The 21,896-nt window shown below is 38.8% G+C and carries 24 protein-coding genes and 2 pseudogenes; 21 read left to right on the forward strand and 5 right to left on the reverse strand.

All coding sequences use genetic code 11. The annotated features are described in order from the left end of the window. Positions 1–122 precede the first annotated feature (122 nt). The 7 genes from MK409_RS01480 (at position 123) to MK409_RS01510 (ending at position 6,625) form a co-directional block, all read left to right on the forward strand. A complete protein-coding gene (locus MK409_RS01480) occupies positions 123–1,058 on the forward strand; it encodes a dihydroorotate oxidase (RefSeq protein ID WP_268705088.1) in 936 nt (311 codons plus the stop codon). 33 nt (positions 1,059–1,091) lie between these two features. After that, positions 1,092–2,129: a DNA polymerase III subunit delta gene (gene holA, locus MK409_RS01485; RefSeq protein ID WP_268705089.1), complete on the forward strand. Its 1,038-nt coding sequence runs from the start codon at positions 1,092–1,094 to the stop codon at positions 2,127–2,129. Between the two features lie 69 nt (positions 2,130–2,198). Beyond that, positions 2,199–2,804, forward strand: a complete 606-nt coding sequence (gene sodA, locus MK409_RS01490) for a superoxide dismutase SodA (RefSeq protein ID WP_268705090.1) — start codon at positions 2,199–2,201, stop codon at positions 2,802–2,804. 155 nt (positions 2,805–2,959) lie between these two features. Beyond that, positions 2,960–3,490, forward strand: coding sequence for a YutD family protein (locus tag MK409_RS01495; protein WP_268705091.1), 531 nt, complete (start codon positions 2,960–2,962; stop codon positions 3,488–3,490). 21 nt (positions 3,491–3,511) lie between these two features. Beyond that, complete coding sequence (rlmN, locus tag MK409_RS01500; protein ID WP_268705092.1) at positions 3,512–4,597, forward strand: 23S rRNA (adenine(2503)-C(2))-methyltransferase RlmN; 1,086 nt, start codon at positions 3,512–3,514, stop codon at positions 4,595–4,597. A gap of 1 nt (position 4,598) precedes the next feature. After that, positions 4,599–5,087 (forward strand): VanZ family protein, encoded by a 489-nt coding sequence (locus tag MK409_RS01505; protein ID WP_268705093.1) that lies wholly within the window; start codon positions 4,599–4,601, stop codon positions 5,085–5,087. Further along, a complete protein-coding gene (locus MK409_RS01510) occupies positions 5,084–6,625 on the forward strand; it encodes an ABC-F family ATP-binding cassette domain-containing protein (protein ID WP_268705094.1) in 1,542 nt (513 codons plus the stop codon). The genes MK409_RS01505 and MK409_RS01510 overlap by 4 nt, the downstream gene beginning before the upstream one ends. A 41-nt stretch (positions 6,626–6,666) precedes the next feature. On the opposite strand, the gene MK409_RS01515 is transcribed toward MK409_RS01510, so the two are convergent. After that, positions 6,667–6,906 (reverse strand): zinc-ribbon domain-containing protein, encoded by a 240-nt coding sequence (locus MK409_RS01515; protein ID WP_096406815.1) that lies wholly within the window; start codon positions 6,904–6,906, stop codon positions 6,667–6,669. A 27-nt stretch (positions 6,907–6,933) separates the two neighbouring features. Next, positions 6,934–7,374: pseudogene (locus tag MK409_RS01520) on the reverse strand (peptidylprolyl isomerase); the annotation flags it as partial. Here MK409_RS01520 and MK409_RS01525 point away from each other — a divergent pair. From MK409_RS01525 to MK409_RS08980, 4 genes are all read left to right on the forward strand, one after another. After that, positions 7,280–7,522, forward strand: a complete 243-nt coding sequence (locus MK409_RS01525) for a YdbC family protein (protein WP_172842360.1) — start codon at positions 7,280–7,282, stop codon at positions 7,520–7,522. The pseudogene MK409_RS01520 and the gene MK409_RS01525 overlap by 95 nt on opposite strands. A 623-nt stretch (positions 7,523–8,145) precedes the next feature. Further along, positions 8,146–8,658 (forward strand): G5 domain-containing protein, encoded by a 513-nt coding sequence (locus tag MK409_RS01530; RefSeq protein WP_268705095.1) that lies wholly within the window; start codon positions 8,146–8,148, stop codon positions 8,656–8,658. Beyond that, entirely contained in the window at positions 8,648–14,122 is a 5,475-nt protein-coding gene (locus tag MK409_RS01535) for a putative Ig domain-containing protein (RefSeq protein ID WP_268705096.1), read from the forward strand. The genes MK409_RS01530 and MK409_RS01535 overlap by 11 nt, the downstream gene beginning before the upstream one ends. Further along, positions 14,109–14,252, forward strand: coding sequence for an LPXTG cell wall anchor domain-containing protein (locus MK409_RS08980; RefSeq protein WP_419152990.1), 144 nt, complete (start codon positions 14,109–14,111; stop codon positions 14,250–14,252). Before MK409_RS01535 ends, MK409_RS08980 begins: the two co-directional genes overlap by 14 nt. Positions 14,253–14,384: 132 nt before the next feature. Here MK409_RS08980 and MK409_RS01540 read toward each other — a convergent pair whose 3' ends face one another. Further along, positions 14,385–15,191, reverse strand: coding sequence for a peptidylprolyl isomerase (locus tag MK409_RS01540; protein ID WP_268705097.1), 807 nt, complete (start codon positions 15,189–15,191; stop codon positions 14,385–14,387). A 215-nt stretch (positions 15,192–15,406) separates the two neighbouring features. On the opposite strand from MK409_RS01540, the gene rpsP reads away from it, so the two are divergent. The 7 genes and pseudogenes from rpsP to MK409_RS01580 all read left to right on the forward strand — a co-directional run bounded on the left by rpsP (position 15,407) and on the right by MK409_RS01580 (position 18,907). Continuing rightward, positions 15,407–15,679, forward strand: coding sequence for a 30S ribosomal protein S16 (rpsP, locus tag MK409_RS01545; RefSeq protein WP_000268760.1), 273 nt, complete (start codon positions 15,407–15,409; stop codon positions 15,677–15,679). 19 nt (positions 15,680–15,698) lie between these two features. Beyond that, positions 15,699–15,938 carry an RNA-binding protein KphA gene (gene kphA / locus MK409_RS01550; RefSeq protein ID WP_000379617.1) on the forward strand — a complete coding sequence of 80 codons (240 nt, stop codon included), beginning with the start codon at positions 15,699–15,701 and terminating at the stop codon, positions 15,936–15,938. Positions 15,939–16,040: 102 nt separating this feature from the next. Beyond that, a pseudogene (locus tag MK409_RS01560) lies at positions 16,041–16,247 on the forward strand (EamA family transporter); the annotation flags it as partial. Positions 16,248–16,396: 149 nt separating this feature from the next. Next, on the forward strand, positions 16,397–17,254 hold the full coding sequence (locus MK409_RS01565; RefSeq protein ID WP_268705099.1) for an alpha/beta fold hydrolase: 858 nt from the start codon (positions 16,397–16,399) through the stop codon (positions 17,252–17,254). Positions 17,255–17,329: 75 nt separating this feature from the next. Then, complete coding sequence (rimM, locus tag MK409_RS01570; RefSeq protein ID WP_268705100.1) at positions 17,330–17,848, forward strand: ribosome maturation factor RimM; 519 nt, start codon at positions 17,330–17,332, stop codon at positions 17,846–17,848. Then, entirely contained in the window at positions 17,838–18,557 is a 720-nt protein-coding gene (trmD, locus tag MK409_RS01575; RefSeq protein ID WP_268705616.1) for a tRNA (guanosine(37)-N1)-methyltransferase TrmD, read from the forward strand. Before rimM ends, trmD begins: the two co-directional genes overlap by 11 nt. An 11-nt stretch (positions 18,558–18,568) precedes the next feature. Continuing rightward, the gene (locus MK409_RS01580) at positions 18,569–18,907 is read left to right on the forward strand and encodes an ATP cone domain-containing protein (protein WP_001196045.1); all 339 of its coding nucleotides are present in this window, start codon (positions 18,569–18,571) and stop codon (positions 18,905–18,907) included. Between the two features lie 27 nt (positions 18,908–18,934). Here MK409_RS01580 and MK409_RS01585 read toward each other — a convergent pair whose 3' ends face one another. Then, positions 18,935–19,255, reverse strand: a complete 321-nt coding sequence (locus MK409_RS01585) for a hypothetical protein (RefSeq protein ID WP_033629575.1) — start codon at positions 19,253–19,255, stop codon at positions 18,935–18,937. 103 nt (positions 19,256–19,358) lie between these two features. Here MK409_RS01585 and MK409_RS01590 point away from each other — a divergent pair, with 103 nt between their 5' ends. Continuing rightward, on the forward strand, positions 19,359–19,577 hold the full coding sequence (locus MK409_RS01590) for a YdbC family protein (protein WP_000807419.1): 219 nt from the start codon (positions 19,359–19,361) through the stop codon (positions 19,575–19,577). 33 nt (positions 19,578–19,610) lie between these two features. On the opposite strand, the gene MK409_RS01595 is transcribed toward MK409_RS01590, so the two are convergent. Continuing rightward, complete coding sequence (locus MK409_RS01595) at positions 19,611–20,168, reverse strand: TetR/AcrR family transcriptional regulator (RefSeq protein ID WP_268705101.1); 558 nt, start codon at positions 20,166–20,168, stop codon at positions 19,611–19,613. A 669-nt stretch (positions 20,169–20,837) separates the two neighbouring features. Between MK409_RS01595 and MK409_RS01600 the strand changes: the two genes are divergently transcribed. After that, positions 20,838–21,437 (forward strand): hypothetical protein, encoded by a 600-nt coding sequence (locus MK409_RS01600; protein ID WP_268705102.1) that lies wholly within the window; start codon positions 20,838–20,840, stop codon positions 21,435–21,437. 12 nt (positions 21,438–21,449) lie between these two features. Then, positions 21,450–21,869, forward strand: coding sequence for a hypothetical protein (locus tag MK409_RS01605; RefSeq protein ID WP_268705103.1), 420 nt, complete (start codon positions 21,450–21,452; stop codon positions 21,867–21,869). The last annotated feature ends 27 nt before the right edge of the window (positions 21,870–21,896 follow it).

Raw genomic sequence — 21,896 nt, forward strand, 5'->3', positions numbered from 1 at the left:
TTTTCTAAAAATTCTTTCAATTTACAAAACCGAACGTTTTATATAGAAATTAGTTTCTCAAAGAGAAAATCTTAAAGTATGGTATAATATTAGAAATAAAAGGAATCTGGAGGATTAGAATCATGGTATCAACGAAAACACAAATAGCTGGCTTTGAGTTTGACAATTGCTTGATGAACGCAGCAGGTGTAGCTTGTATGACAATAGCTGAGTTGGAAGGTGTCAAAGACTCAGTAGCAGGAACCTTTGTCACGAAGACAGCAACCTTGGACTTCCGTCAGGGAAATCTTGAACCTCGTTACCAAGATGTTCCACTTGGTTCCATCAACTCTATGGGCTTGCCAAATAATGGTTTAGACTATTATCTGGACTATCTTTTGGACCTGCAGGAAAAAGAACCAAACCGAACGTTTTTTCTTTCCCTAGTCGGCATGTCTCCAGAGGAAACACATACCATCTTGAAAAAAGTCCAAGAGAGTGAGTTTAAAGGATTGACAGAGCTCAATCTCTCTTGTCCAAATGTTCCAGGAAAGCCTCAGATTGCTTATGATTTCGAGACAACAGACCGTATCTTGTCAGAGGTATTTGCCTACTTTACCAAACCTCTTGGAATCAAGCTCCCACCTTATTTTGATATTGTCCACTTTGATCAAGCTGCAGCTATTTTCAACAAGTATCCACTCAAGTTTGTCAACTGTGTCAATTCTATCGGAAATGGCCTTTATATTGAAGGCGAGTCGGTCGTTATTCGCCCTAAAAACGGTTTTGGTGGCATTGGTGGAGAATACATCAAACCGACTGCTCTTGCTAATGTACACGCCTTTTACCAACGTTTAAATCCGCAAATCCAAATCATCGGAACGGGTGGCGTTCTGACGGGTCGTGATGCCTTTGAACACATCCTCTGCGGTGCTAGCATGGTGCAAGTAGGGACCACCCTACACAAAGAAGGTGTCGGTGCTTTTGAGCGTATTACCAATGAACTAAAAGCAATCATGACGGAAAAAGGGTACGAAAACCTAGAAGATTTCCGCGGGAAATTGCGCTATATTGATTAAATGAAATAGAAAAACAAGAAGAAAGGAGAGAAGATGCTAGCCATAGAAGAAAGTCAAAATTTGTCTTTATCAAACTTATCTAGCCTGACCTTATTTACAGGTTCGGACCAAGGTCAGTTTGAAGTTATGAAAGATCAGGTGCTGAGACAGATTGGCTATGATCCAGCCAACTTCAATTTTGCCTACTTTGACATGAAAGAAGTAGCCTATAAGGATTTAGAGCTGGAGCTGGTCAGTCTCCCTTTCTTTGCAGATGAGAAAATCGTGATATTAGACCATTTTCTCGATATTACAACAGCCAAGAAACGGTTTTTAACAGATGATGAACTCAAGTCATTTGAGGAATACCTTGACAATCCTTCACCGACAACCAAGTTATTAATTTTTGCAGAAGGAAAACTGGACAGCAAAAGACGATTGGTTAAACTGCTCAAACGTGACGCGACAGTATTTGATGCTATGGAGGCTAAGGAACAAGAACTTCGCCAGTATTTCCAAAAATGGAGCCAGACACAAGGTCTGCAGTTTGCAGATAAGTCTTTTGAAAATCTCCTCATCAAGTCTGGTTTTCAATTTAGCGAAATCCAGAAAAATCTCCTCTTTTTACAGTCTTATAAGTCAGACGGCCTGATTGAGGAGAAGGACATTGTAGAGGCTATTCCAAAGACTTTGCAGGACAATATTTTTGATTTAACTCAGTTTATTTTAGCTAAGAAGATTGATCAGGCCCGTGACTTGGTTAGAGATTTGACCTTGCAAGGGGAAGACGAAATCAAGCTCATAGCTGTCATGTTAGGACAGTTCCGAACCTTTACCCAAGTGAAAATCTTATCAGAGGCTGGTCAAACGGAATCGCAGATTGTAAGCAGTCTGGGAACTTATTTGGGACGTAATCCTAATCCTTATCAAATCAAGTTCGCATTAAGAGATTCGAGAGGGATTTCCTTGGCTTTTCTCAAGCGAGCGATTTCTTATTTGATTGAAACAGACTACCAGATTAAGACAGGTGTCTATGAAAAAAGTTACTTGTTTGAAAAGGCACTCTTGCAGATTGCGACAGAGGCAAATTGAGCAAAAAACTTGAAAAAAGAGGATGATTGCGTTATCATTTTCTTATAGAAAGAAAAAGAGGTATTACAGATGGCTATTATCTTACCAGATCTTCCATACGCTTACGACGCTTTGGAACCATACATCGATGCTGAAACAATGCACTTGCACCATGACAAGCACCATCAAACTTATGTCAACAATGCAAATGCAGCTCTTGAAAAACACCCTGAAATCGGTGAAGACCTTGAAGCTTTGCTTGCTGATGTAGAATCTATCCCAGCTGATATCCGCCAAGCGCTTATCAACAACGGTGGTGGACACTTGAACCACGCTCTTTTCTGGGAATTGATGACTCCTGAAAAGACTGCTCCTTCAGCAGAACTTGCAGCAGCAATCGATGCAACATTTGGTTCATTTGAAGAGTTCCAAGCAGCCTTTACAGCAGCAGCTACAACTCGCTTTGGTTCTGGCTGGGCATGGTTGGTTGTCAACACAGAAGGGAAGCTTGAAGTGACTTCTACAGCAAACCAAGACACACCAATCTCAGAAGGTAAAAAACCAATCTTGGGCTTGGACGTTTGGGAACATGCTTACTACGTGAAATACCGCAACGTGCGTCCTGACTACATCAAAGCTTTCTTCTCAGTCATCAACTGGAACAAAGTAGACGAGCTCTACGCAGCAGCAAAATAATAAAATATGGAGGGAAGAATTGTTCTTCTCTTTTTAAGGTTATAAAGCAGAAGTCTGACAGAATCGTCAGACTTTTTTCATTTTTAGGATATTCGTGCCAACTTGTAGAAAATATGGTAAAATAGAGTGTTAAGTAATCGTGGAAAAGGAAGACTATGCGTAAAGAAATTGCACCTGAATTATACAATTATAACAAGTTTCCTGGCCCAGAATTTCAGGTAAATGGGGATAAGGTTGAGACTGAAGGGATTGCTTTTACCTTGGTTGAAAATATCAAGGAGGCTTTCGATGTGACCGTCTTTAATCAGCGCTTTTCAGAAGTGTTGACCAAGTTTGATTATGTCGTGGGGGACTGGAGCAATGAACAACTTCGCCTACGCGGTTTTTACAAAGACGAACGTACTGAGGAAAAAATTGAAAAGATTAGTCGCTTACAAGATTATCTTTTGGAGTACTGTAGTTATGGTTGTGCTTATTTTGTCTTAGAAAACCAAGCACCTAAGCGTGCGTCATTTGACAAGAAAATGCGTAAAAAGGAAGAGGAAAACCTTCCTAGAAGAGGAAAGAAACCTTCGCAAAACAAGAGAAAGCCACATGCGGATAAGAGAAATAGACGTCGTCATAAGGACCAAAAGTCTCAGAAAGAGGACAAGGGACAGCGCCATTTTGTCATTCGTCAGAAATAGATAGAGAAATAAGGAGAAGAGATGAAACCGTCTATTTATAGTTTAACACGTCAAGCCATGCAAGAATGGGTATTAGAACAAGGTGAAAAGAAATTCCGAGCAGATCAGATCTGGGAATGGCTCTACCGTAAACGTGTCCAGTCATTTGAAGAAATGACCAACCTTTCCAAGAGTTTGATTGCCAAGCTCAATGAGCAGTTTGTCGTAAATCCTTTGAAACAACGAATTGTACAAGAGTCAGCTGACGGTACGGTTAAGTATCTTTTTGAGTTGCCAGATGGCATGTTGATTGAGACTGTGTTGATGCGTCAACATTATGGTCTGTCAGTCTGTGTGACCACTCAGGTCGGTTGTAATATTGGTTGTACCTTCTGTGCATCAGGCTTGATCAAGAAGCAACGTGATCTTAATAACGGTGAAATCGTAGCGCAGATCATGCTGGTTCAGAAATACTTTGATGAGCGTGGGCAGGACGAACGTGTCAGCCATATCGTTGTCATGGGAATTGGTGAGCCGTTTGACAACTACAACAATGTTTTGAATTTTGTCCGTACCATCAATGATGACAAGGGGATGGCTATCGGTGCTCGTCACATCACTGTTTCAACTTCAGGTTTGGCCCATAAAATTCGTGACTTTGCTAATGAAGGCGTACAGGTTAATCTGGCTGTTTCCCTTCACGCACCTAATAATGAATTGCGCTCAAGCATCATGAAAATTAACCGTGCCTTTCCGATTGAAAAGCTCTTCGCAGCTATTGAGTACTATATCGAAACAACTAATCGCCGTGTGACCTTTGAATATATCATGCTAAATGAAGTCAATGACGGAGTCGAACAAGCGCTTGAGCTGGCAGAATTGCTCAAGAACATTAAGAAATTGTCATATGTCAACTTGATTCCTTATAACCCAGTTAGTGAACATGACCAATATAGCCGTAGTCCCAAAGAGCGCGTGATGGCTTTCTATGATACCCTCAAGAAAAAAGGGGTCAACTGTGTCGTTCGTCAAGAGCATGGTACAGATATTGATGCGGCTTGTGGACAATTGCGTTCCAATACAATGAAACGTGACCGCCAGAAGGCAGTTGCAGCGGTAAATCCATAAAATGACTAGAAAAAGAGAATTAATCTTGAAATTGGGAGTGGCTATTTACAGTCTTTGCATTGCCTGTTTTTGTTTTACTCCCCAGCCTCAACTTCCTACAGGAGTGGAAACTCCAGGTATTCAAACTTTTGGACGCCTGGTTTTTCTTTTAACTCCCTTAAACTCCCTGTGGAATCTGGGTGAAGTGACTAGTTTGGGACAAGTCATTTGGATCTTTTTGCAGAACATTTTAAATGTCTTCTTGCTCTTCCCTCTGGTCTTTCAACTGCTCTACCTCTATCCAAACTTACGAAAAACGAAAAAAATCCTATTTCTCAGTTTTTTACTGAGTCTAGGAATTGAGTGTACGCAACTAGTCTTAGACTTTTTCTTTGATTTTAATCGGGTCTTTGAGATTGATGATTTGTGGACCAATACCTTGGGTGGCTATCTAGCTTGGGTTCTCTACAGAAAATTAAATGTAACTAAACTTACAAAGGAATTAAAATGAGTATTTTAGAAGTTAAAAATTTAAGTCACGGTTTTGGTGACCGTGCAATTTTTGAAGATGTCTCCTTCCGTCTCCTCAAGGGAGAACACATCGGTTTAGTCGGTGCCAACGGTGAAGGAAAATCAACCTTTATGAGCATCGTGACTGGTAAAATGTTGCCAGATGAAGGAAAGGTGGAGTGGTCTAAGTACGTGACTGCTGGCTATCTAGACCAGCACGCTGTGCTAAAAGAAGGTCAAACTGTGCGCGATGTTTTGCGGACAGCCTTTGATGAGCTTTTTAAAGCAGAAGTTCGTATCAATGAACTCTATATGGAGATGGCAGAAGAAGGAGCAGATATCGAAGCGCTGATGGAAGAAGTCGGGGAGCTCCAAGACCGTTTGGAAAGTCGTGACTTCTATACCTTGGATGCTAAGATTGACGACGTCGCGCGTGCTCTTGGTGTCATGGACTATGGTATGGATACAGACGTAACAGCCTTGTCAGGTGGACAAAGAACCAAGGTCCTCTTGGCTAAACTCCTCCTTGAAAAGCCTGATATCTTGTTGCTTGATGAGCCAACCAACTACTTGGATGCTGAACATATTGACTGGCTCAAGCGTTATCTCCAAAACTATGAGAATGCCTTTGTCCTTATTTCACATGATATTCCTTTCCTCAACGACGTAATCAATATCGTCTATTATGTGGAAAATCAGCAGTTGACTCGCTATTCTGGTGACTACTACCAGTTTCAAGAAGTCTATGCTATGAAGAAATCTCAACTAGAGGCAGCCTACGAACGTCAACAGAAAGAGATTGCAGACCTCAAGGATTTCGTGGCTCGCAATAAGGCACGTGTCGCAACTCGTAACATGGCCATGTCCCGTCAAAAGAAACTCGACAAGATGGATATTATCGAACTGCAAAGTGAGAAGCCAAAACCATCCTTTGATTTCAAACCAGCTCGTACACCTGGGCGCTTTATCTTCCAAGCCAAGGACTTGCAGATTGGTTATGACCGCCCACTTACCAAACCCTTAAACCTTACTTTTGAACGCAATCAAAAGGTTGCCATTATTGGTGCCAATGGTATCGGGAAAACAACTCTCTTGAAGTCTCTCTTGGGCATTATCCCTCCCATTGCTGGGGAAGTTGAACGCGGAGATTACCTAGAACTTGGTTATTTTGAGCAAGAAGTAGAAGGTGGCAATCGCCAGACGCCTCTAGAAGCGGTCTGGAACGCCTTTCCAGCACTTAACCAAGCAGAAGTTCGGGCAGCCCTTGCTCGTTGTGGTTTGACGACTAAGCACATCGAAAGTCAGATTCAGGTCTTATCAGGTGGAGAACAAGCCAAGGTGCGTTTCTGTCTCTTGATGAATCGTGAAAACAACGTTTTAGTACTTGACGAGCCGACCAACCACTTGGATGTGGATGCCAAGGATGAACTCAAACGGGCGCTTAAAGAATACAAAGGAAGCATTCTTATGGTTTGCCACGAACCAGACTTTTATGAAGGCTGGATGGACCAAATATGGGACTTTAACAAGCTAACTTAAAGGCGCTAAAAAGCCAAGTCGAAATGACTTGGCTTTTTTGACTAGTAATTTAAAAAGCTTTCAACTTCAGATTTCTCAATTTCTTTACCGTAGTGGCAAATCGGACAAGAAACGAAATAACTTTTACCATAAGGGAAAAGTGGAATCCAGTAGAGGGTGAACTTGCGTCCAGTTTCTACAATCTCCCAAGTGTCAACATTGTTACAGTGACCACATTCGATCGCAGTTTGCGTATGTCCCAATTCTTTCTGATAACCTTTAGAACCCCAAAATAAAATCATATCATCGTCTCCTTATCTGTTGATGGCTTATTTTTTGCTGAAGTCGTAGTCCTTGACCACTTCGATACTGTCAATGGTGATAGCAGTAGTTGGTTTATCTTTTTCATCTTTTTCAGCCTTAGCAATCTTGTCGACAACATCCATGCCATCGATGACTTGACCAAAAACAGGGTGTTTGCCATCTAGGCTAGGATTTCCACCCTCTTTATAGGCTTCGATGATTTTCTTTGGATACTTGCTGGTAGGGAGTTTAGCAGAAATATCTGTTGAGTTTTGGTTGATGAAGAACTGGATACCGTTGGTGTTTGGTTGACCTGTGTTAGCCATAGCAAGGGCTCCTCGGATATTGTATAGGTAAGGAGAGATTTCATTTTTGAAACCAGTTCCCTTGTCCTTCGTTTTGTCCTTATCATGCCAGATGGATTGGCCACCTGTACCATCTCCCTTAGGATCTCCAGTTTGGACCAAAGAAATCTATCGTGTCAGCTTTAATGGTGCACCGGCGAAGTTTGACATTCGTAGCGGGAGTCCTGACCACACCAAGATGGGGAAAGGATTTACCCTCTTAAATGAAGAATTTCAAATCATGGTGGATGCTTTTAAGGGAGATAAGTAAACAATAAGGAGTGGGATTATCCCACTTCTTTTTTTCATCAAAATTGAAACTATAATTACACCGAAAAAGCTAATTTGAAATAATTTAGTATAGAATTTCCACAATATTTTACAAAGGAGTTTTAAGAAAATGTGTGTTAAAATCAAAATAATTAGATAAATTTTGTTTTTAAAAATCAATTGCTTGATAAATCAAAGAAAAACGAATATAATAATATAAATTAGTTTAGTAAAATTAGTTAAGTAATGCACAAAGTTTTAAATCTGTTTTTAGAAGATTAAGATTAAAGTGTAATATTTATATAGATAAAATTAACCTTTAGGAGGAGTTTTATATGGGAGGACTTAAGAAATCCCTGTTTTTGGGTTATTCTCAGTCGTCTGTTTATGAGGTAGTGAATGAACTCAAGTCTCAAGTAAATGAGTTGGAAATCCGTAATTCACAGTTGCTTAAACCATTGAGGAACTTAAAGATAAAGAACTGTTTGTTTCGGAGGCTATTGTTGAGGCTAAACGTTTATCTATTGATATAATTTCAGAAGCTGAGGTTCAGTCTGAACAGTTAGTTAATGAGATGAAAACTCGCATCGAGCAATCAGTAGAAGAGCTCAAGCAGTTAAAGATTTGACTGCTGCAATTACTGCAGTCGAGTCAACAAAATCTAAGCTTATAGAGAAACCAAAACCGATTGTTGTTGAAAAAGATGAGACCAAGGTAGAAGTTAAAGCATATAATACTATTCATCGCGATAATGCAGACCTTGACAAAGGAACTGAAAAGATTGTTCAAGAAGGTAAAGATGGTAGTATCACTACGGTTGAACACATTGTCTTAGTTAATGGTGTGGAAACTGAACGCAAAGTTGTTTCAACTAATAAAATTGATGCAGTTAATCAAATTATTGAAGTAGGAACAAAAGAAGTAGTCACTCCAGTTAAACCGGTAGATCCAGTTAAACCAGCTGATAAAACTATTAATAATTTGGAAGTTTCTGAAAAAGTACAATTACCAAAGACTGGTACTGAATCAAATATTTGCTCAGCCCTAGGGATTTCACTTATGGCTGTTACAGTTCTTGGTTTATTCTTAAGAGAAAAAAATATAGTAAGAAATAAAAGGGATAATTATGAAATTTGACAAACGAAAACGATTTGCTATTCGTAAAATTAGTGTAGGAGTAGCTTCGGTGCTTGTTGGGCTGTTTTTCGTCGGTTCGATGGTTAATGCACCTCAAGTAAATGCAAGTGAATTAAAAAGTGAAGAGGGGGTAGAGGTCAATAAGGGAGTTGAAGAAAGATCTACTAAGGAAGTAACCTCTGAGGAAATTAGTGTTCCAGAACCATATCGTGCCCCTGCGACTTTTGTAGCACCAACTACAGAAAATGATTCGACTGTAGTTTCAACCACTGAGTCAACTACGGAAGTAACTGTAAAAGAAACGGAAAAAACAACTGTTGCGATAGCTCCATCAACTGCACCATTAGCAGAAAAAAAGGCAGAACTTAAAGTTGATGAAAAAGAAGTTCCAGAAACTGAAGCTAAACCAGAGGTAGACGCTATTCTTCAACCTCTTAAAGAACAGTTGAACAATAGCATTCTTGAAGCAAAAGCTGTTAATCAAGAAGCTGAAAAACAAGAAGCTAAACTAGACGATAGTGAATCTAAAAAAGTTCTTTCAGATGCACTTCAAGCTTCAAAAGCAGAGTTGGTAGTAGCTCAACAACTTTCTGAAAAGGCTCAATTAACTAAAGCTGATTTAGAACTTAGCATTGGACGCCTTCAATCTGCCATCGAGTCCGTCTACACAGAAATGAAACGATCAGGTCACTCAGGTTTCGTATCATATATGCTTGCTGATAATGCGAGTACTCCGTCAGATGGTAAGACACCGTATATGACCATCGAGAACTATAGTGGTTTCCATACTCTCATACATAACGGTACAACTGTTGAAGTTAGATATAAGATGGGTCTTACTCGTATTACTTCTGATGAGGTTGAACTATCACAAGGTGCAAAAGATCTAGGCCTTACTTATGATCCAGTTGGAGAATATGTCTACGGGACTCTTAATCTTAATGGTGGAATCCCAAGCGGAACCTATGACATTGGTTTGGTTTCTAAAACCAATCCTAATGTGAAGGCAACTCTTCCTTTAACAATAACTAAACCACACTCATATGCCTTGTCTACTCTCTCTAACGACCGATTTGACTTATCTGCATCAAAAGCTAATGATTATTATGACCAAGCAACAGGCGATATGGGGGAAAATAATACTCGTGTTAATAAGTATACGATTCCAACAACACCATTTGGATATTACCTGACGCCTGGTTATAGTGATAATACACCTGTTACAGTAGCAGATGCTAAGCCTGATACACCAAAGTACAATACTGAGCTTGGGCTCTATGTTGCGGACGATTCTAGAGTAACTGCTTTCCCATCAACACCAGTTTTATTGGAGCGTATCGAACGTTTGGATACAACGCCAGAAGTAGAATATGAATTGGCAGTTACCGGAGATCCGTATGGTAAGTTTTATAGTGATGAAAATTGGATGGTTCATGACCCAAATCGCACGCCGTATCGACTACGCTTTACCAAACTCCCTGCTCAACAGGGTACATTTACGATTAAGTTTAAAACTATCGATAAACTGGGACAAGAACGTATCTTTAATGTAGAGTTAACTACAGAAGAACGTTCAAAAGCTACAACTGATGATGCCAACGGATTTTATCTTACAAATGCGGATGTCAAATTTACTCCAAATACTAAAACTGCAGTCTTAAATAAAGAGGGAATCGTATCAGTTCCTCGTTCAGATAAAGAACAAACTATTGGTAAGATTGAACTAAACAAGGTCAACGCTAAAGTTAAACCTGTTCGTTTCCCTGATGGTACTGAGTATGACGAAGCCACTCAAACCATTAAGAAAAAGGCCGGTGTTAAGCTAGCACCTGGTAAGTATAACTTTGAAGTACGTGCCATTGATGGTCACTTTGGAGATAATGCGCCAAACCGTGTCTTCCAGTTTGAGGTAACAGATGTTATCAGCCCAATTGACCACCAAGTCTGGAAAGAGGGAGAAAAGTTCCCAAGCATTCCAGTAACTCTTGAAGGTGGATCGACAATCGCGAATATTCGTGTAACGACTAATAGCGGAGACACCTACGCTACAGTAAGCTCTGATAATATCACTAAAACACTAGAAGGTTACGGGGTTCTTCAAACTACTGAAAACAAAACTGCACGTGTAGAAGTTGACTACTATAATGCCGATGGTGGTATCTCAACTACCTTTACAACCTTCACTTTTGAAGTTAAGCCACGTGATGGAATTGGAGTTGACCTTGATGTAACCAACCATGAACAAACCATCAAAGAAGGTGAAAAGTTCAAGGATATGGTCATCACTCACACTGATGGAGCAACTTTAAAAGTTGATACAGCAGCTCTTCCTAAGGGCACTCGCTATAATAAAGCAACAAAAACGATTGCTGGTAAAGGTTTAGTCGAAGGGACATACCGCATCAAAGTTATAGCAGAAAAAGATGGTCAAGCTGTACAAAAATATGTTACTTTAACAGTATTGCCTGGTCCATTGCATGCTGAAAACTATACTCGTGAAGTTACAGTCGGCGATGAAATCGATCCAATTGAAATTGCGATTCCAAATAGAGCAGAATTTTCTGGAGATATTCGTGGTGAACTTGGTCTTAACTATGATTATAATACAAAAATTCTTTCTGGAACTACAAATTCAGTTGGTACTAAAACATATACCTATAAATTAAAACGTGGTTTAGAAGAAGCTACTGGTACAATCACTATCACAGTTAAACCAAGACCAATTACGGTAAATAGTGGTGAACAAACGGTTGAAGTCGGAACTCCTATCACTAACTTTGTAATTCAACCGAGTGAACGTGCGGATATTGGATATATTCGCTATGGTACATTTGAAGCAGGAATCCAAAATCTACCTAGTGGTCTGACTTACGATCCTGATACAAAGACAATTTCTGGTACTCCAACTTCAGTGGGTGAGTTTACTGTTAACTATATAGCATACTATAAAGGCTTGGAAAATGATACTGCCCAAGGTACCTTTAAGCTTACTGTTACGAAGAAACCTATCCAAGTAACTGGTGGCGAGACTGAAGTTCAAGTATTGACTAAGATGACTCCTGTGAAGGTTGAGGCTTCAGAAGGAGCAACTATTTCAGTTGACCTTAATGACTATAGCAAACCTTCTAATCCTTTAACTGGCAAATATCCAAGTATTTTACCAGAAGGGGTCACTTATGATGAGTCAACTCATACCTTCTCGGGTACTCCTAAGAAACTTGGTATCTATCGTATCCCTGTTAAAGCTCGGTACGAAAATTTTTATGGTAATGACCAAGCTGATGGAGAGGTAGTTATTAAAGTTACCGAATCACCTGTTGCTATCGAGATTTCTAACAAAGAGCAAACTGTAACAGTTGGTGATGCTATTACTCCTGCAGTAGTAACTCACAATAATCTTTCAACTGTCACTATGAAGACACCATACGGCTTAGTAGAAGAATCTGAGATTAACGCTATTATCGCAGAATATGGTTTGACATATGATCCTGCTACTAAGACATTTACTGGCACACCTACAAAAGCTGGTACTTTCACAATTCGTATGCAGGCTACTAACGCTGCTGAAGTGGGAGGAGCTTCAGCTATCGATACATTTACTCTTACAGTAAATCCTAAAGCTGAGAAAGGTCTTGATCTTAAAGTTTCTGGTGGTCGTCAACTTGTTCAACTAGGTAAAGCGATCACTGATATCACTTTAACTCACACTCCTGGTTCTGAGCTTACACTTGATGAAACAAGTCTTCCTGCTGGTGTGACATTCGACGCTGCTACTAAGACAATCTCTGGTACTCCAACGGCAGTAGGTAGTTACACAGCTAAAGCTACAGCAACCCTTGATGGCAAATCTGTATCTAAAGATGTCATCATCGATGTTGTGGATATCAAAGATGGTAAAGACGGAAAAGATGGAAAATCACCAGTCGTAACTGTTAAAGATAACGAAGACGGTACTCACACAGTTAAAGTTGTGAATCCAGATGGAACAACAACCGAGACAGTTATCAAGAATGGTAAAGATGGTAAGACACCAACTGTAACCGTTAAAGATAACCAAGACGGTACTCACACAGTTAAAGTTGTGAACCCAAATGGAACAACAACCGAGACAGTTATCAAGAATGGTAAAGATGGTAAGACACCAACTGTAACCGTTAAAGATAACCAAGATGGTACTCATACAGTTAAAGTTGTAAACCCAGATGGTGAAACAACAGAAACAATCATCAAAGACGGTAAGAACCCATCAGTCACAACAAAACGTGGTGAAGACTCAGAAGGTAACACAGGTACATGGGTAATCACACATGATCCTGCTGGAACTGAAACAGGTCGTACATTCGTTAAAGATGGTAAAGATGGTAAAGACGGTAAATCACCAGTCGTAACTGTTAAAGATAACGAAGACGGTACCCACACAGTTAAAGTTGTGAACCCAGATGGAACAACAACCGAGACAGTTATCAAGAATGGTAAAGATGGTAAGACACCAACTGTAACCGTTAAAGATAACCAAGATGGTACTCACACAGTTAAAGTTGTAAACCCAGGTGGCGAAACAACAGAAACAATCATCAAAGACGGTAAGAACCCATCAGTAACAACAGAACGTGGTGAAGACTCAGAAGGTAACACAGGTACATGGGTAATCACACATGATCCTGCTGGAACTGAAACAGGTCGTACATTCGTTAAAGATGGTAAAGATGGTAAAGACGGTAAATCACCAGTCGTAACTGTTAAAGATAACCAAGATGGTACTCACACAGTTAAAGTTGTAAACCCAGATGGAGAAACAACAGAAACAATCATCAAAGACGGTAAGAACCCATCCGTAACAACAGAACGTGGTGAAGACTCAGAAGGTAACACAGGTACATGGGTAATCACACATAATCCTGCTGGAACTGAAACAGGTCGTACATTCGTTAAAGATGGTAAAGACGGAAAAGACGGTAAGACACCAACTATTACTATCGAGTCTGGTAAAGACGAAGAAGGTCGTTCAGGTGTTTGGGTAATCGTACGTGATTCTGAAGGAAACATCACTAGCCGTAACTTTATCCGTGATGGTAAAGATGGTAAGACACCAAAAGTTCGTACTGAATCAGGTAAAGATAAAGAAGGAAATACTGGTGTTTGGGTAATCACCGAAGATGGCGATGGTAAGGAAACTAGCCGTACCTTTGTTCGTGATGGTAAAGATGGTAAAACACCAAGTATTACTACTGAACCTGGTAAGAACAAGGAAGGTCAATCAGGATACTGGATTATTATCAAGGATGGTGAAGGTAAAGAAACAAACCGTATCTTTATCCGTGATTGTGGATGTCCTAAGAAAGAGGATCCAAAACCGACAACCACAACCAGATCCAAAACCACAACCACAGCCAGATCCGAAACCACAACCACAACTTCCACCTCAACCAATCGAAGACAAAGTTATCCCAATCAACAAGTTTAGAAATGGTGAGCCTCAAAAAGAATTACCAAACACTGGTACAGAGGAACTTCCATTCTTATCACTTGCTGCATTTATTGGACTAGCATCGGCTGGATTTGCATTGTCTCAAAAGAAAAGAGAGGAAGACTAATCATACTGTCTTTGTTAACAAAAGTCAGATCAATTTGAATAGTTTAAAAGAGAGAACAAAAATTCTCTCTTTTGTGTTGTTATATAGGGGAAAAATACATTTTAAAAAGGCTCTTTGTCAACTGTTGATGGCTTATTCTTTGCTGAAATCGTAGTCTTTCACCACTTTGATACTATCAATGGTGATAGCAGACGTTGGTTTGTCTTTCTCATCTTTTTCAGCCTTGGCAATCTTGTCAACAATATCCATGCCATCGATGACTTGACCAAAGACAGGGTGTTTGCCGTCTAGACTTGGATTTCCGCCCTCTTTATAGGCTTCGATGATTTTTTTTGGATACTTGCTGGTAGGGAGTTTAGCAGAAATATCTGTCGAGTTTTGGTTGATGAAGAATTGGCTACCGTTGGTATTTGGTTGACCAGTATTAGCCATAGCAAGTGCTCCTCGGATATTGTATAGGTAAGGAGAGATTTCATTTTTAAAACCAATTCCAGTATCCTTGGTATTATCCTTACCATGCCAGATAGATTGGCCTCCCGTACCATTTCCTTTTGGATCTCCACCTTGAATCATAAAGCCATCTATTACACGATGGAAGGTAACGCCATTGTAGTAACCTTCTTTAGCGTGAGTTAGGAAATTTTCAACTGCTAGAGGAGCTAATTTTGGAAAGAGTTTGATACGAATATCACCTTGACTTGTGTGAAGGATAGCTTCAGCCTCATCTTCAGCTACTTCCTTAGAAAGTTGAGGGAAGTTAGCATTTTCATTTGTTAAGGCGTCTTTCAAATCTTTGGCAGCCTGAGCAGCTGCTTTTGAGCTTTCTTCTGCTGAGATACTAGAGTCGACATACTCATCGCCACGGAGACCACGTTGGATACTAGTACATCCAGCAAGGGCTACAGTTGATAGTAAAAGAAGGGTTGCTAGTTTTTTCATTGTTTTCCTCTCAAAAATTCATTTCTACCATTGTACCCTAAAAGGGAGGTGATTTCAAATGTTAATGATTTTACTAAAAATTTCTAGTAGTTAAAAAATCAAAACTCTGTCAAGTTTTTTTCTTGACAGATGTCAAAAATCTGCTATAATAGAACATGTGCTAAATAGCTCAGCTATTTCACCGAAATAAAAAATAAGAAAAGAGACATTAAAAAATGGCAGTTAAAATCCGTTTGACTCGTATGGGTTCTAAGAAAAAACCTTTCTACCGTATCAACGTAGCAGACTCACGTTCACCACGTGACGGACGTTTCATCGAAACAGTTGGAACTTACAACCCACTTGTTGCTGAAAACCAAGTGACTTTGAAAGAAGACCGCGTTCTTGCATGGTTGGCTGATGGAGCTCAACCTTCAGATACAGTTCGCAACATCCTTTCAAAAGAAGGCGTATTGAAAAAATTCCACGATTCTAAATTCTCAAAATAAGTTTAAAGTAGGTTGACAGATGGATACGATTGAAAATCTCATTATTGCGATTGTGAAACCTTTGATTTCACAACCTGATGCCTTAACTATCAAGATCGAAGACACACCAGAGTTTTTGGAGTATCACTTGGATCTTGACCAAAGCGATGTCGGTCGTGTTATCGGTCGTAAGGGTCGCACTATTTCTGCGATAAGAACGATTGTCTACTCTGTCCCAACTGAAGACAAGAAAGTAAGAATCGTTATCGATGAAAAATAAAAAAAGCGGGACAGATGTCTCGTTTTTTTTTTGTGAGGAGGATAAGATGGAGGATTTAACGTTTAGACAATTACAGGCTTACTTACTCGAACATTATCAGCAGCCTCTATCGTGACTGGTAGTCTCTCTATCTATGCTATTGTTCGCCTCGGGGCATCAACCGTCAGTGTCTTTGGTAATCTTGGAACCGTTTTGACCATTCTAGCTGGATCCCTTATCCTCCACGAACCGATTTATAGCTACCATGTCATCGGAGCAACTTTGATTATTGCTGGAATTTTAGGCATGAATCTGATGAGAAAAAAGTAAAGCTTGCTTATCAGTCTTTTTCTTTATCTAAATGATGCAGAAAATTCAAAATTTTTAATGAAATCAAGTTTAGAAAACCATGATTTTAATATAGCATGATAAAATAGATAAAAAGAATGATATTAGGATAAAGAGGAGAGAGTGTAGAAATGAAGCCAAATGATATAGCTGAAACTATTGCTTTTTATAACAGAAAACCCGAGACTTTGGTACGCCACATTATACCAGTATTAGATTGTGATTTGGTTGTTTATCATCGCCCTGGAAGCTCAAGTAAAAGACACATTATTTTTTATCATGGAGCTTGTGGCCGTAGTCAGATGTGGGCCCACCAGTATGATGCTTTTGAGGGATTTGACCTCTATTTTGTCAATGTTAGAGGACAGGGTGAATCACCTATGAAAGTTGGTCTACCTGACTTAGAAGGTGCTGTTCAAGATGTAGATGCTATTTTGTCTTATTTCCAGCTAGATAAGGTAATATTGGTTGGTCATTCTTGGGGAGGAAATCCACTTCAAGAGTACACCTATCGCCATCCAGAAAGAGTCCTAGCCTTGGTCATGGTAGATAGTTGGGGACAGCATCGATACCTATCAGATAAAGAAAGAGGTAGAATCAAATATAGTTCTCTTATGTATAAAACGATTCCTTGGAAGGTGATTGCTGATAAGAATTCAAAAATGTGTACTGATAACCCTATCACAAGAGAATTGGTCAAGACGGCCATCATAGAAACTGGGCGAGATGTTTTCTTGAACCTTGGAATCACAGGTTTCTTGGCAGTCCATGAGATAGAAGGATATCAAGGAAATCCTCCCATGCTATTAGTAAGAGGAGAAAATGATTTTCCCAAACACCTAAAAATAATCTATGATGGTATCATTGCCTTAAATCCCAATGCACGTCAAGTAACGATTTCATATAGCAAACACCAACCGATGAATGATCATCCTGAAGAGTTTAATCAGATAGTTGGTGATTTTTTTGAAGAGGTAGTAGCCTTGTAAGATAGGACTTATCCAACTTGTGAAAATCCTTGGAACGTGATAAAATAAAGGATAGAAACAAATACAGGAGACAAGATGAACTACTTTAATGTTGGGAAAATCGTCAATACGCAGGGTCTGCAGGGTGAGATGCGAGTCTTGTCTGTGACGGATTTTGCCGAGGAACGATTTAAAAAGGGAGCAGAGTTGGCTTTATTTGATGATAAAGACCAGTTTGTCCAAACAGTGACCATCGCAAGTCACCGCAAGCATAAGAACTTTGACATTATCAAATTCAAAGACATGTATCATATCAATGCGATTGAAAAGTACAAGGGTTATAGTCTCAAGGTCGCTGAGGAAGATTTGAACGATTTAGATGATGGTGAATTCTATTATCACGAGATTATCGGTTTGGATGTCTACGAGGGAGATAACTTGATAGGAAATATCAAGGAAATCCTACAACCAGGTGCCAACGATGTCTGGGTGGTCAAACGAAAAGGCAAGCGTGATTTGCTTTTACCTTACATTCCGCCAGCAGTTCTCAACGTTGATATTCCAAACAAACGGGTTGATGTTGACATCTTAGAAGGGTTAGATGATGAAGATTGATATTTTAACCCTCTTTCCTGAGATGTTTTCTCCGCTGGAACACTCGATTGTTGGGAAGGCTCGAGAAAAAGGGCTCTTGGATATCCAGTATCATAATTTCAGAGAATATGCTGAAAAGGCCCGTCATGTTGACGATGAACCTTACGGAGGCGGTCAGGGGATGTTGCTAAGGGCTCAACCCATTTTCGATGCCTTTGATGCTATTGAAAAGAAAAATCCCCGTGTCATTCTTCTTGATCCTGCTGGAAAACAGTTCGATCAAGCTTACGCTGAGGATTTGGCTCAGGAAGAGGAACTGATCTTTATCTGTGGTCACTATGAAGGGTATGACGATCGTATCAAGACCTTGGTAACCGATGAAATTTCCCTAGGAGACTATGTTTTGACTGGAGGAGAATTGGCGGCCATGACCATGATTGATGCGACCGTGCGCTTGATACCAGAAGTGATTGGTAAGGAGTCTAGCCACCAAGATGATAGCTTTTCTTCAGGTCTTCTCGAATATCCTCAGTATACTCGCCCTTATGACTATCGAGGCATGGTCGTGCCAGATGTGCTTATGAGTGGGCACCATGAAAAGATTCGCCAGTGGCGGCTCTATGAGAGTCTAAAGAAAACCTACGAGCGCAGACCTGATCTGCTAGAAAACTATCAACTGACAGCCGAAGAAGAAAAGATGCTGGCTGAAATCAAAGAAAACAAAGAATAAAGGAGAACCTTATGCAAGTAATCAAACGTAATGGAGAAATTGCTGAATTTGATCCAGATAAAATTTACCAAGCTGTCCTAAAAGCAGCTCAAACAGTTTATGTTTTGACTGATGACTTACGTCAAAACTTAGCTCAAGTTACTAAAAAAGTCGTTTTGGATTTGGAAGAAGCAAAAGTAGAACGTGCCACTATCAGCATGATCCAATCAATGGTTGAGCACCGCTTACTTGGAGCTGGTTACATCACAATTGCAGAACACTATATCTCTTATCGTTTGCAACGCGATTTGGAGAGAAGTGGTTATGGCGACCATATCGCCGTTCATCTTCATTTTGAACAAATCCGTTAAGAAAAAGAGTGGGATGCAAAGAACATCTCACTCTTTCTTAAATAGGCTTTTCTGAGCTTTTTGTACAGTTGAGGGAACAAAACGAAGTCGTTTAATATCACTGATACGAATGATTCGAGTTACGTTTTTTGAAAAATTTTTGACGATAATTTGTTGGCGATTAGCATCGTGTTTGACAATATCACCCGTAAAACTTGTCTCAGCAAGTATGACATGAATAGCCGACTTTTTCTGGATGGCTTGTTCAATCATAGCAGTGAGGGAGTTGTCCTCGATTTGAGGATGATCATCATTCCCATTGAGAAAACCATGTAGTTTATCTAGAACTAGTTTGAATGTCTGTCTCATAGAATCCTCCCTTCTTATATATCCACATTATATAAAATTTTCCTAAAAACCACAAGATTTTTACGAATAGACTATAGAAATCATATCACATAAAGGAGTTAAAATGGCAGAATTTACATTTGAAATCGAAGAACACTTGCTCACTTTGTCTGAAAATGACAAAGGATGGACAAAAGAACTAAATCGCGTTAGCTTTAATGGAGCACCAGCAAAGTTTGATATTCGTTCTTGGAGTCCTGACCATACTAAAATGGGCAAAGGAATCACGCTTTCCAATGAAGAATTTCAGGTAATGGTCGATGCCTTTAAAGGGGGACAATAAAAAGAATCTTGAGTGCAACTCAAGATTCTTTTTTTAGGACACAATATAGTCACAGAGAGAAGTCTTAGACAATTGAATGAAAGTCTCTCTATACTCTTCAGGTGGGATTGGATTATCTTTACGAATCCAGACCTCGATAAATGAAATTGCCATGGTTGTAATGATATAGGCGATGTCTTCTTTACTAAAATTATATTTCAGTTGGTAATTGACATTCTTTAGTACCCACTCTGAGTATGTTCCACGCAGAAATTCCTTCCAACATGGGTCGACTTGTGTGGTATACAAGGTGTTAATAACTTCCCTTTTTTCGTATATGAGAGGAAGTATATAGTCTGCTAAAAAGCTGATAGGATCTCCATCATTGCTAGGGCAGAACTTATTAAAGACGTTAAAAATGTGCTGATTGGTCTCTTCGTGAATGTATTCGATAATATCTTCAAAGTTGTTAAAATGCTTTTGATAAATCGCTTGTCGTGAAATACCAGCTTCAGCAGCAATTTCAGTCATTGTAAAGGAACTACGCTGAGGATTTTTCTTAGCTAGTGTGATGAGTGAATTAATAATTAAGTCACGAGTATTCTTTGGCATGATTTCACCTTTCTATTTATAATTATTTATTTGATTTAACTTAAATATTGAATTATCTGTTTTTGTATAGTTATATTGTATCACAAAATTTTAAAGGAATACAGTTCTATTTTTAGAAATAATGCTGAAAAGTTTTACACGGTGCTATAATCATAAAACAATGTAAGCTGATGTCTTTTTAATAAATTAAAATATTTTTCTATATATCTATTTTATCAGTTGTGAATAAATTATAAAATTTTTGACAAAATGAGTATTAATATTGTTCTGATAAATGGGAATAAAAAAATCAATGTATCAATATTTTCGAGGAAAGGCAAGTAATTTTAATCAGTCTGTTCTGATACAAAATGTAATCGAAACAGATTTACTATAAAACAGAATGAATCTAGTAATAAAAAAACATTCAACAAAGAGAAATTTTTTATAAAACATATAAATAGAGGGGAAATGAGTCAGAAGTTTAAACTATAGGATTTTTTAGTGGTTTTTAAATTATTAAAGTACGAAAAAAATAGAAATAATTGTATAGATTTCCTTGACAAATTATATAAATATTTTATAATATAAATCAAGGAACTATGTTAATCTATAAAAAGAACATGGTCTTATTTAAACCTATGTTCTACTTTTTTTGTGCATAGAAAAATATTGTTGAAGGGATTTCATATGAGAAAACTAAAAAAATCTCTATTATTTGGCTACTCACAAGATTCGGTACATACTGTAATCAGTGAATTAAAATCTGAAATTCGTGATTTGGAGATTCGTAACTTACAGTTACATGAAAAAATTGAGGAATATACCAAGAAAGAGCTGTTGATTTCAGAAACAATGATTGAAGCAAAACGTGTTTCACGACAAATTGTTGAAGATGCAGAGGCTCAGTCTAATCATCTCCTTAGTCAAATGTCGGATCATATTGAAAAATCAAATGAAGAACTCCATCAGCTTGAAGTGACTAGGCAAGATATCATGAATTGTACAGAATATATCAAGCAAGAACTCAAGCAACTGCTCGAGAATCAAATTATGATGATTGATTCTATTGATACTGGCGGTGTTCACTATGTTGGACATATTATTGATGATTTACTCGTATCAGGGCAAAACCGTATTGATCGTTCGGGACAAATTCTTAATAATCAAGTTCCAGATCCTGTACAGACAGGTAAGTTTGAACACAGCAATATCAGCCATATCAATTCCAATACACAGGCGGTAGTAGACATGGATGAGCCACCTCTATTTTCTATTGATTCTTTTTAGGAGAGAAATTTTATGACGAATATCAATCTTGCTTTTCAAACATTGCTACGAAATCGTCAACTTCAATTTCAAGAGATTAGACGAGAAGATGGGACGATTTACAAAGGGCGATTGTCTCTCGATGATGGCCATATCATTGATTTTGCTTTTTGGTTGGAGAATTCAGAAGACTCAGCTACAGTACAGATTATTTTTAATAATCTAGCCAATGTTGAAGAGTGGCCAAATCGCAATGATCTTTTAGAAAAGATAAATGAATTGAATCGAACTCATTGTCTCTACTATTACCTTGTTTTAGATATTGATAATAGGATTTTTGCTCGACATGTGACTCAAATCACTCTAAATGATTTAGAAAATCTCTTTGATATTTTTAAAACAGGAACTAGGGTGGTTAAGCAAGTTGTTTCAGAGCTGAATAGAAGGAATTAGTAGATGTTAACGAAGAAACGACTGCAA

This window comes from Streptococcus oralis (assembly GCF_026782375.1).
In the GTDB taxonomy this organism is placed as follows: Bacteria; Bacillota; Bacilli; order Lactobacillales; family Streptococcaceae; genus Streptococcus; species Streptococcus oralis_CL.

Excerpts from the sequence above, each read along its gene's own strand:
- MK409_RS01600 (WP_268705102.1), top strand. The coding sequence starts at position 20,838 with ATGAGAAAACTAAAAAAATCTCTATTATTTGGCTACTCACAAGATTCG.
- sodA (WP_268705090.1), top strand. The coding sequence starts at position 2,199 with ATGGCTATTATCTTACCAGATCTTCCATACGCTTACGACGCTTTGGAA.
- rimM (WP_268705100.1), top strand. The coding sequence starts at position 17,330 with ATGAACTACTTTAATGTTGGGAAAATCGTCAATACGCAGGGTCTGCAG.
- holA (WP_268705089.1), top strand. The coding sequence starts at position 1,092 with ATGCTAGCCATAGAAGAAAGTCAAAATTTGTCTTTATCAAACTTATCT.
- MK409_RS01480 (WP_268705088.1), top strand. The coding sequence starts at position 123 with ATGGTATCAACGAAAACACAAATAGCTGGCTTTGAGTTTGACAATTGC.
- MK409_RS01595 (WP_268705101.1), bottom strand. The coding sequence starts at position 20,168 with ATGCCAAAGAATACTCGTGACTTAATTATTAATTCACTCATCACACTA.
- MK409_RS01495 (WP_268705091.1), top strand. The coding sequence starts at position 2,960 with ATGCGTAAAGAAATTGCACCTGAATTATACAATTATAACAAGTTTCCT.
- MK409_RS01510 (WP_268705094.1), top strand. The coding sequence starts at position 5,084 with ATGAGTATTTTAGAAGTTAAAAATTTAAGTCACGGTTTTGGTGACCGT.
- MK409_RS01535 (WP_268705096.1), top strand. The coding sequence starts at position 8,648 with ATGAAATTTGACAAACGAAAACGATTTGCTATTCGTAAAATTAGTGTA.
- MK409_RS01580 (WP_001196045.1), top strand. The coding sequence starts at position 18,569 with ATGCAAGTAATCAAACGTAATGGAGAAATTGCTGAATTTGATCCAGAT.
- rlmN (WP_268705092.1), top strand. The coding sequence starts at position 3,512 with ATGAAACCGTCTATTTATAGTTTAACACGTCAAGCCATGCAAGAATGG.
- rpsP (WP_000268760.1), top strand. The coding sequence starts at position 15,407 with ATGGCAGTTAAAATCCGTTTGACTCGTATGGGTTCTAAGAAAAAACCT.
- MK409_RS01605 (WP_268705103.1), top strand. The coding sequence starts at position 21,450 with ATGACGAATATCAATCTTGCTTTTCAAACATTGCTACGAAATCGTCAA.
- MK409_RS01565 (WP_268705099.1), top strand. The coding sequence starts at position 16,397 with ATGAAGCCAAATGATATAGCTGAAACTATTGCTTTTTATAACAGAAAA.
- kphA (WP_000379617.1), top strand. The coding sequence starts at position 15,699 with ATGGATACGATTGAAAATCTCATTATTGCGATTGTGAAACCTTTGATT.
- MK409_RS01540 (WP_268705097.1), bottom strand. The coding sequence starts at position 15,191 with ATGAAAAAACTAGCAACCCTTCTTTTACTATCAACTGTAGCCCTTGCT.
- MK409_RS01590 (WP_000807419.1), top strand. The coding sequence starts at position 19,359 with ATGGCAGAATTTACATTTGAAATCGAAGAACACTTGCTCACTTTGTCT.
- MK409_RS01515 (WP_096406815.1), bottom strand. The coding sequence starts at position 6,906 with ATGATTTTATTTTGGGGTTCTAAAGGTTATCAGAAAGAATTGGGACAT.
- trmD (WP_268705616.1), top strand. The coding sequence starts at position 17,838 with ATGAAGATTGATATTTTAACCCTCTTTCCTGAGATGTTTTCTCCGCTG.
- MK409_RS01505 (WP_268705093.1), top strand. The coding sequence starts at position 4,599 with ATGACTAGAAAAAGAGAATTAATCTTGAAATTGGGAGTGGCTATTTAC.
- MK409_RS01585 (WP_033629575.1), bottom strand. The coding sequence starts at position 19,255 with ATGAGACAGACATTCAAACTAGTTCTAGATAAACTACATGGTTTTCTC.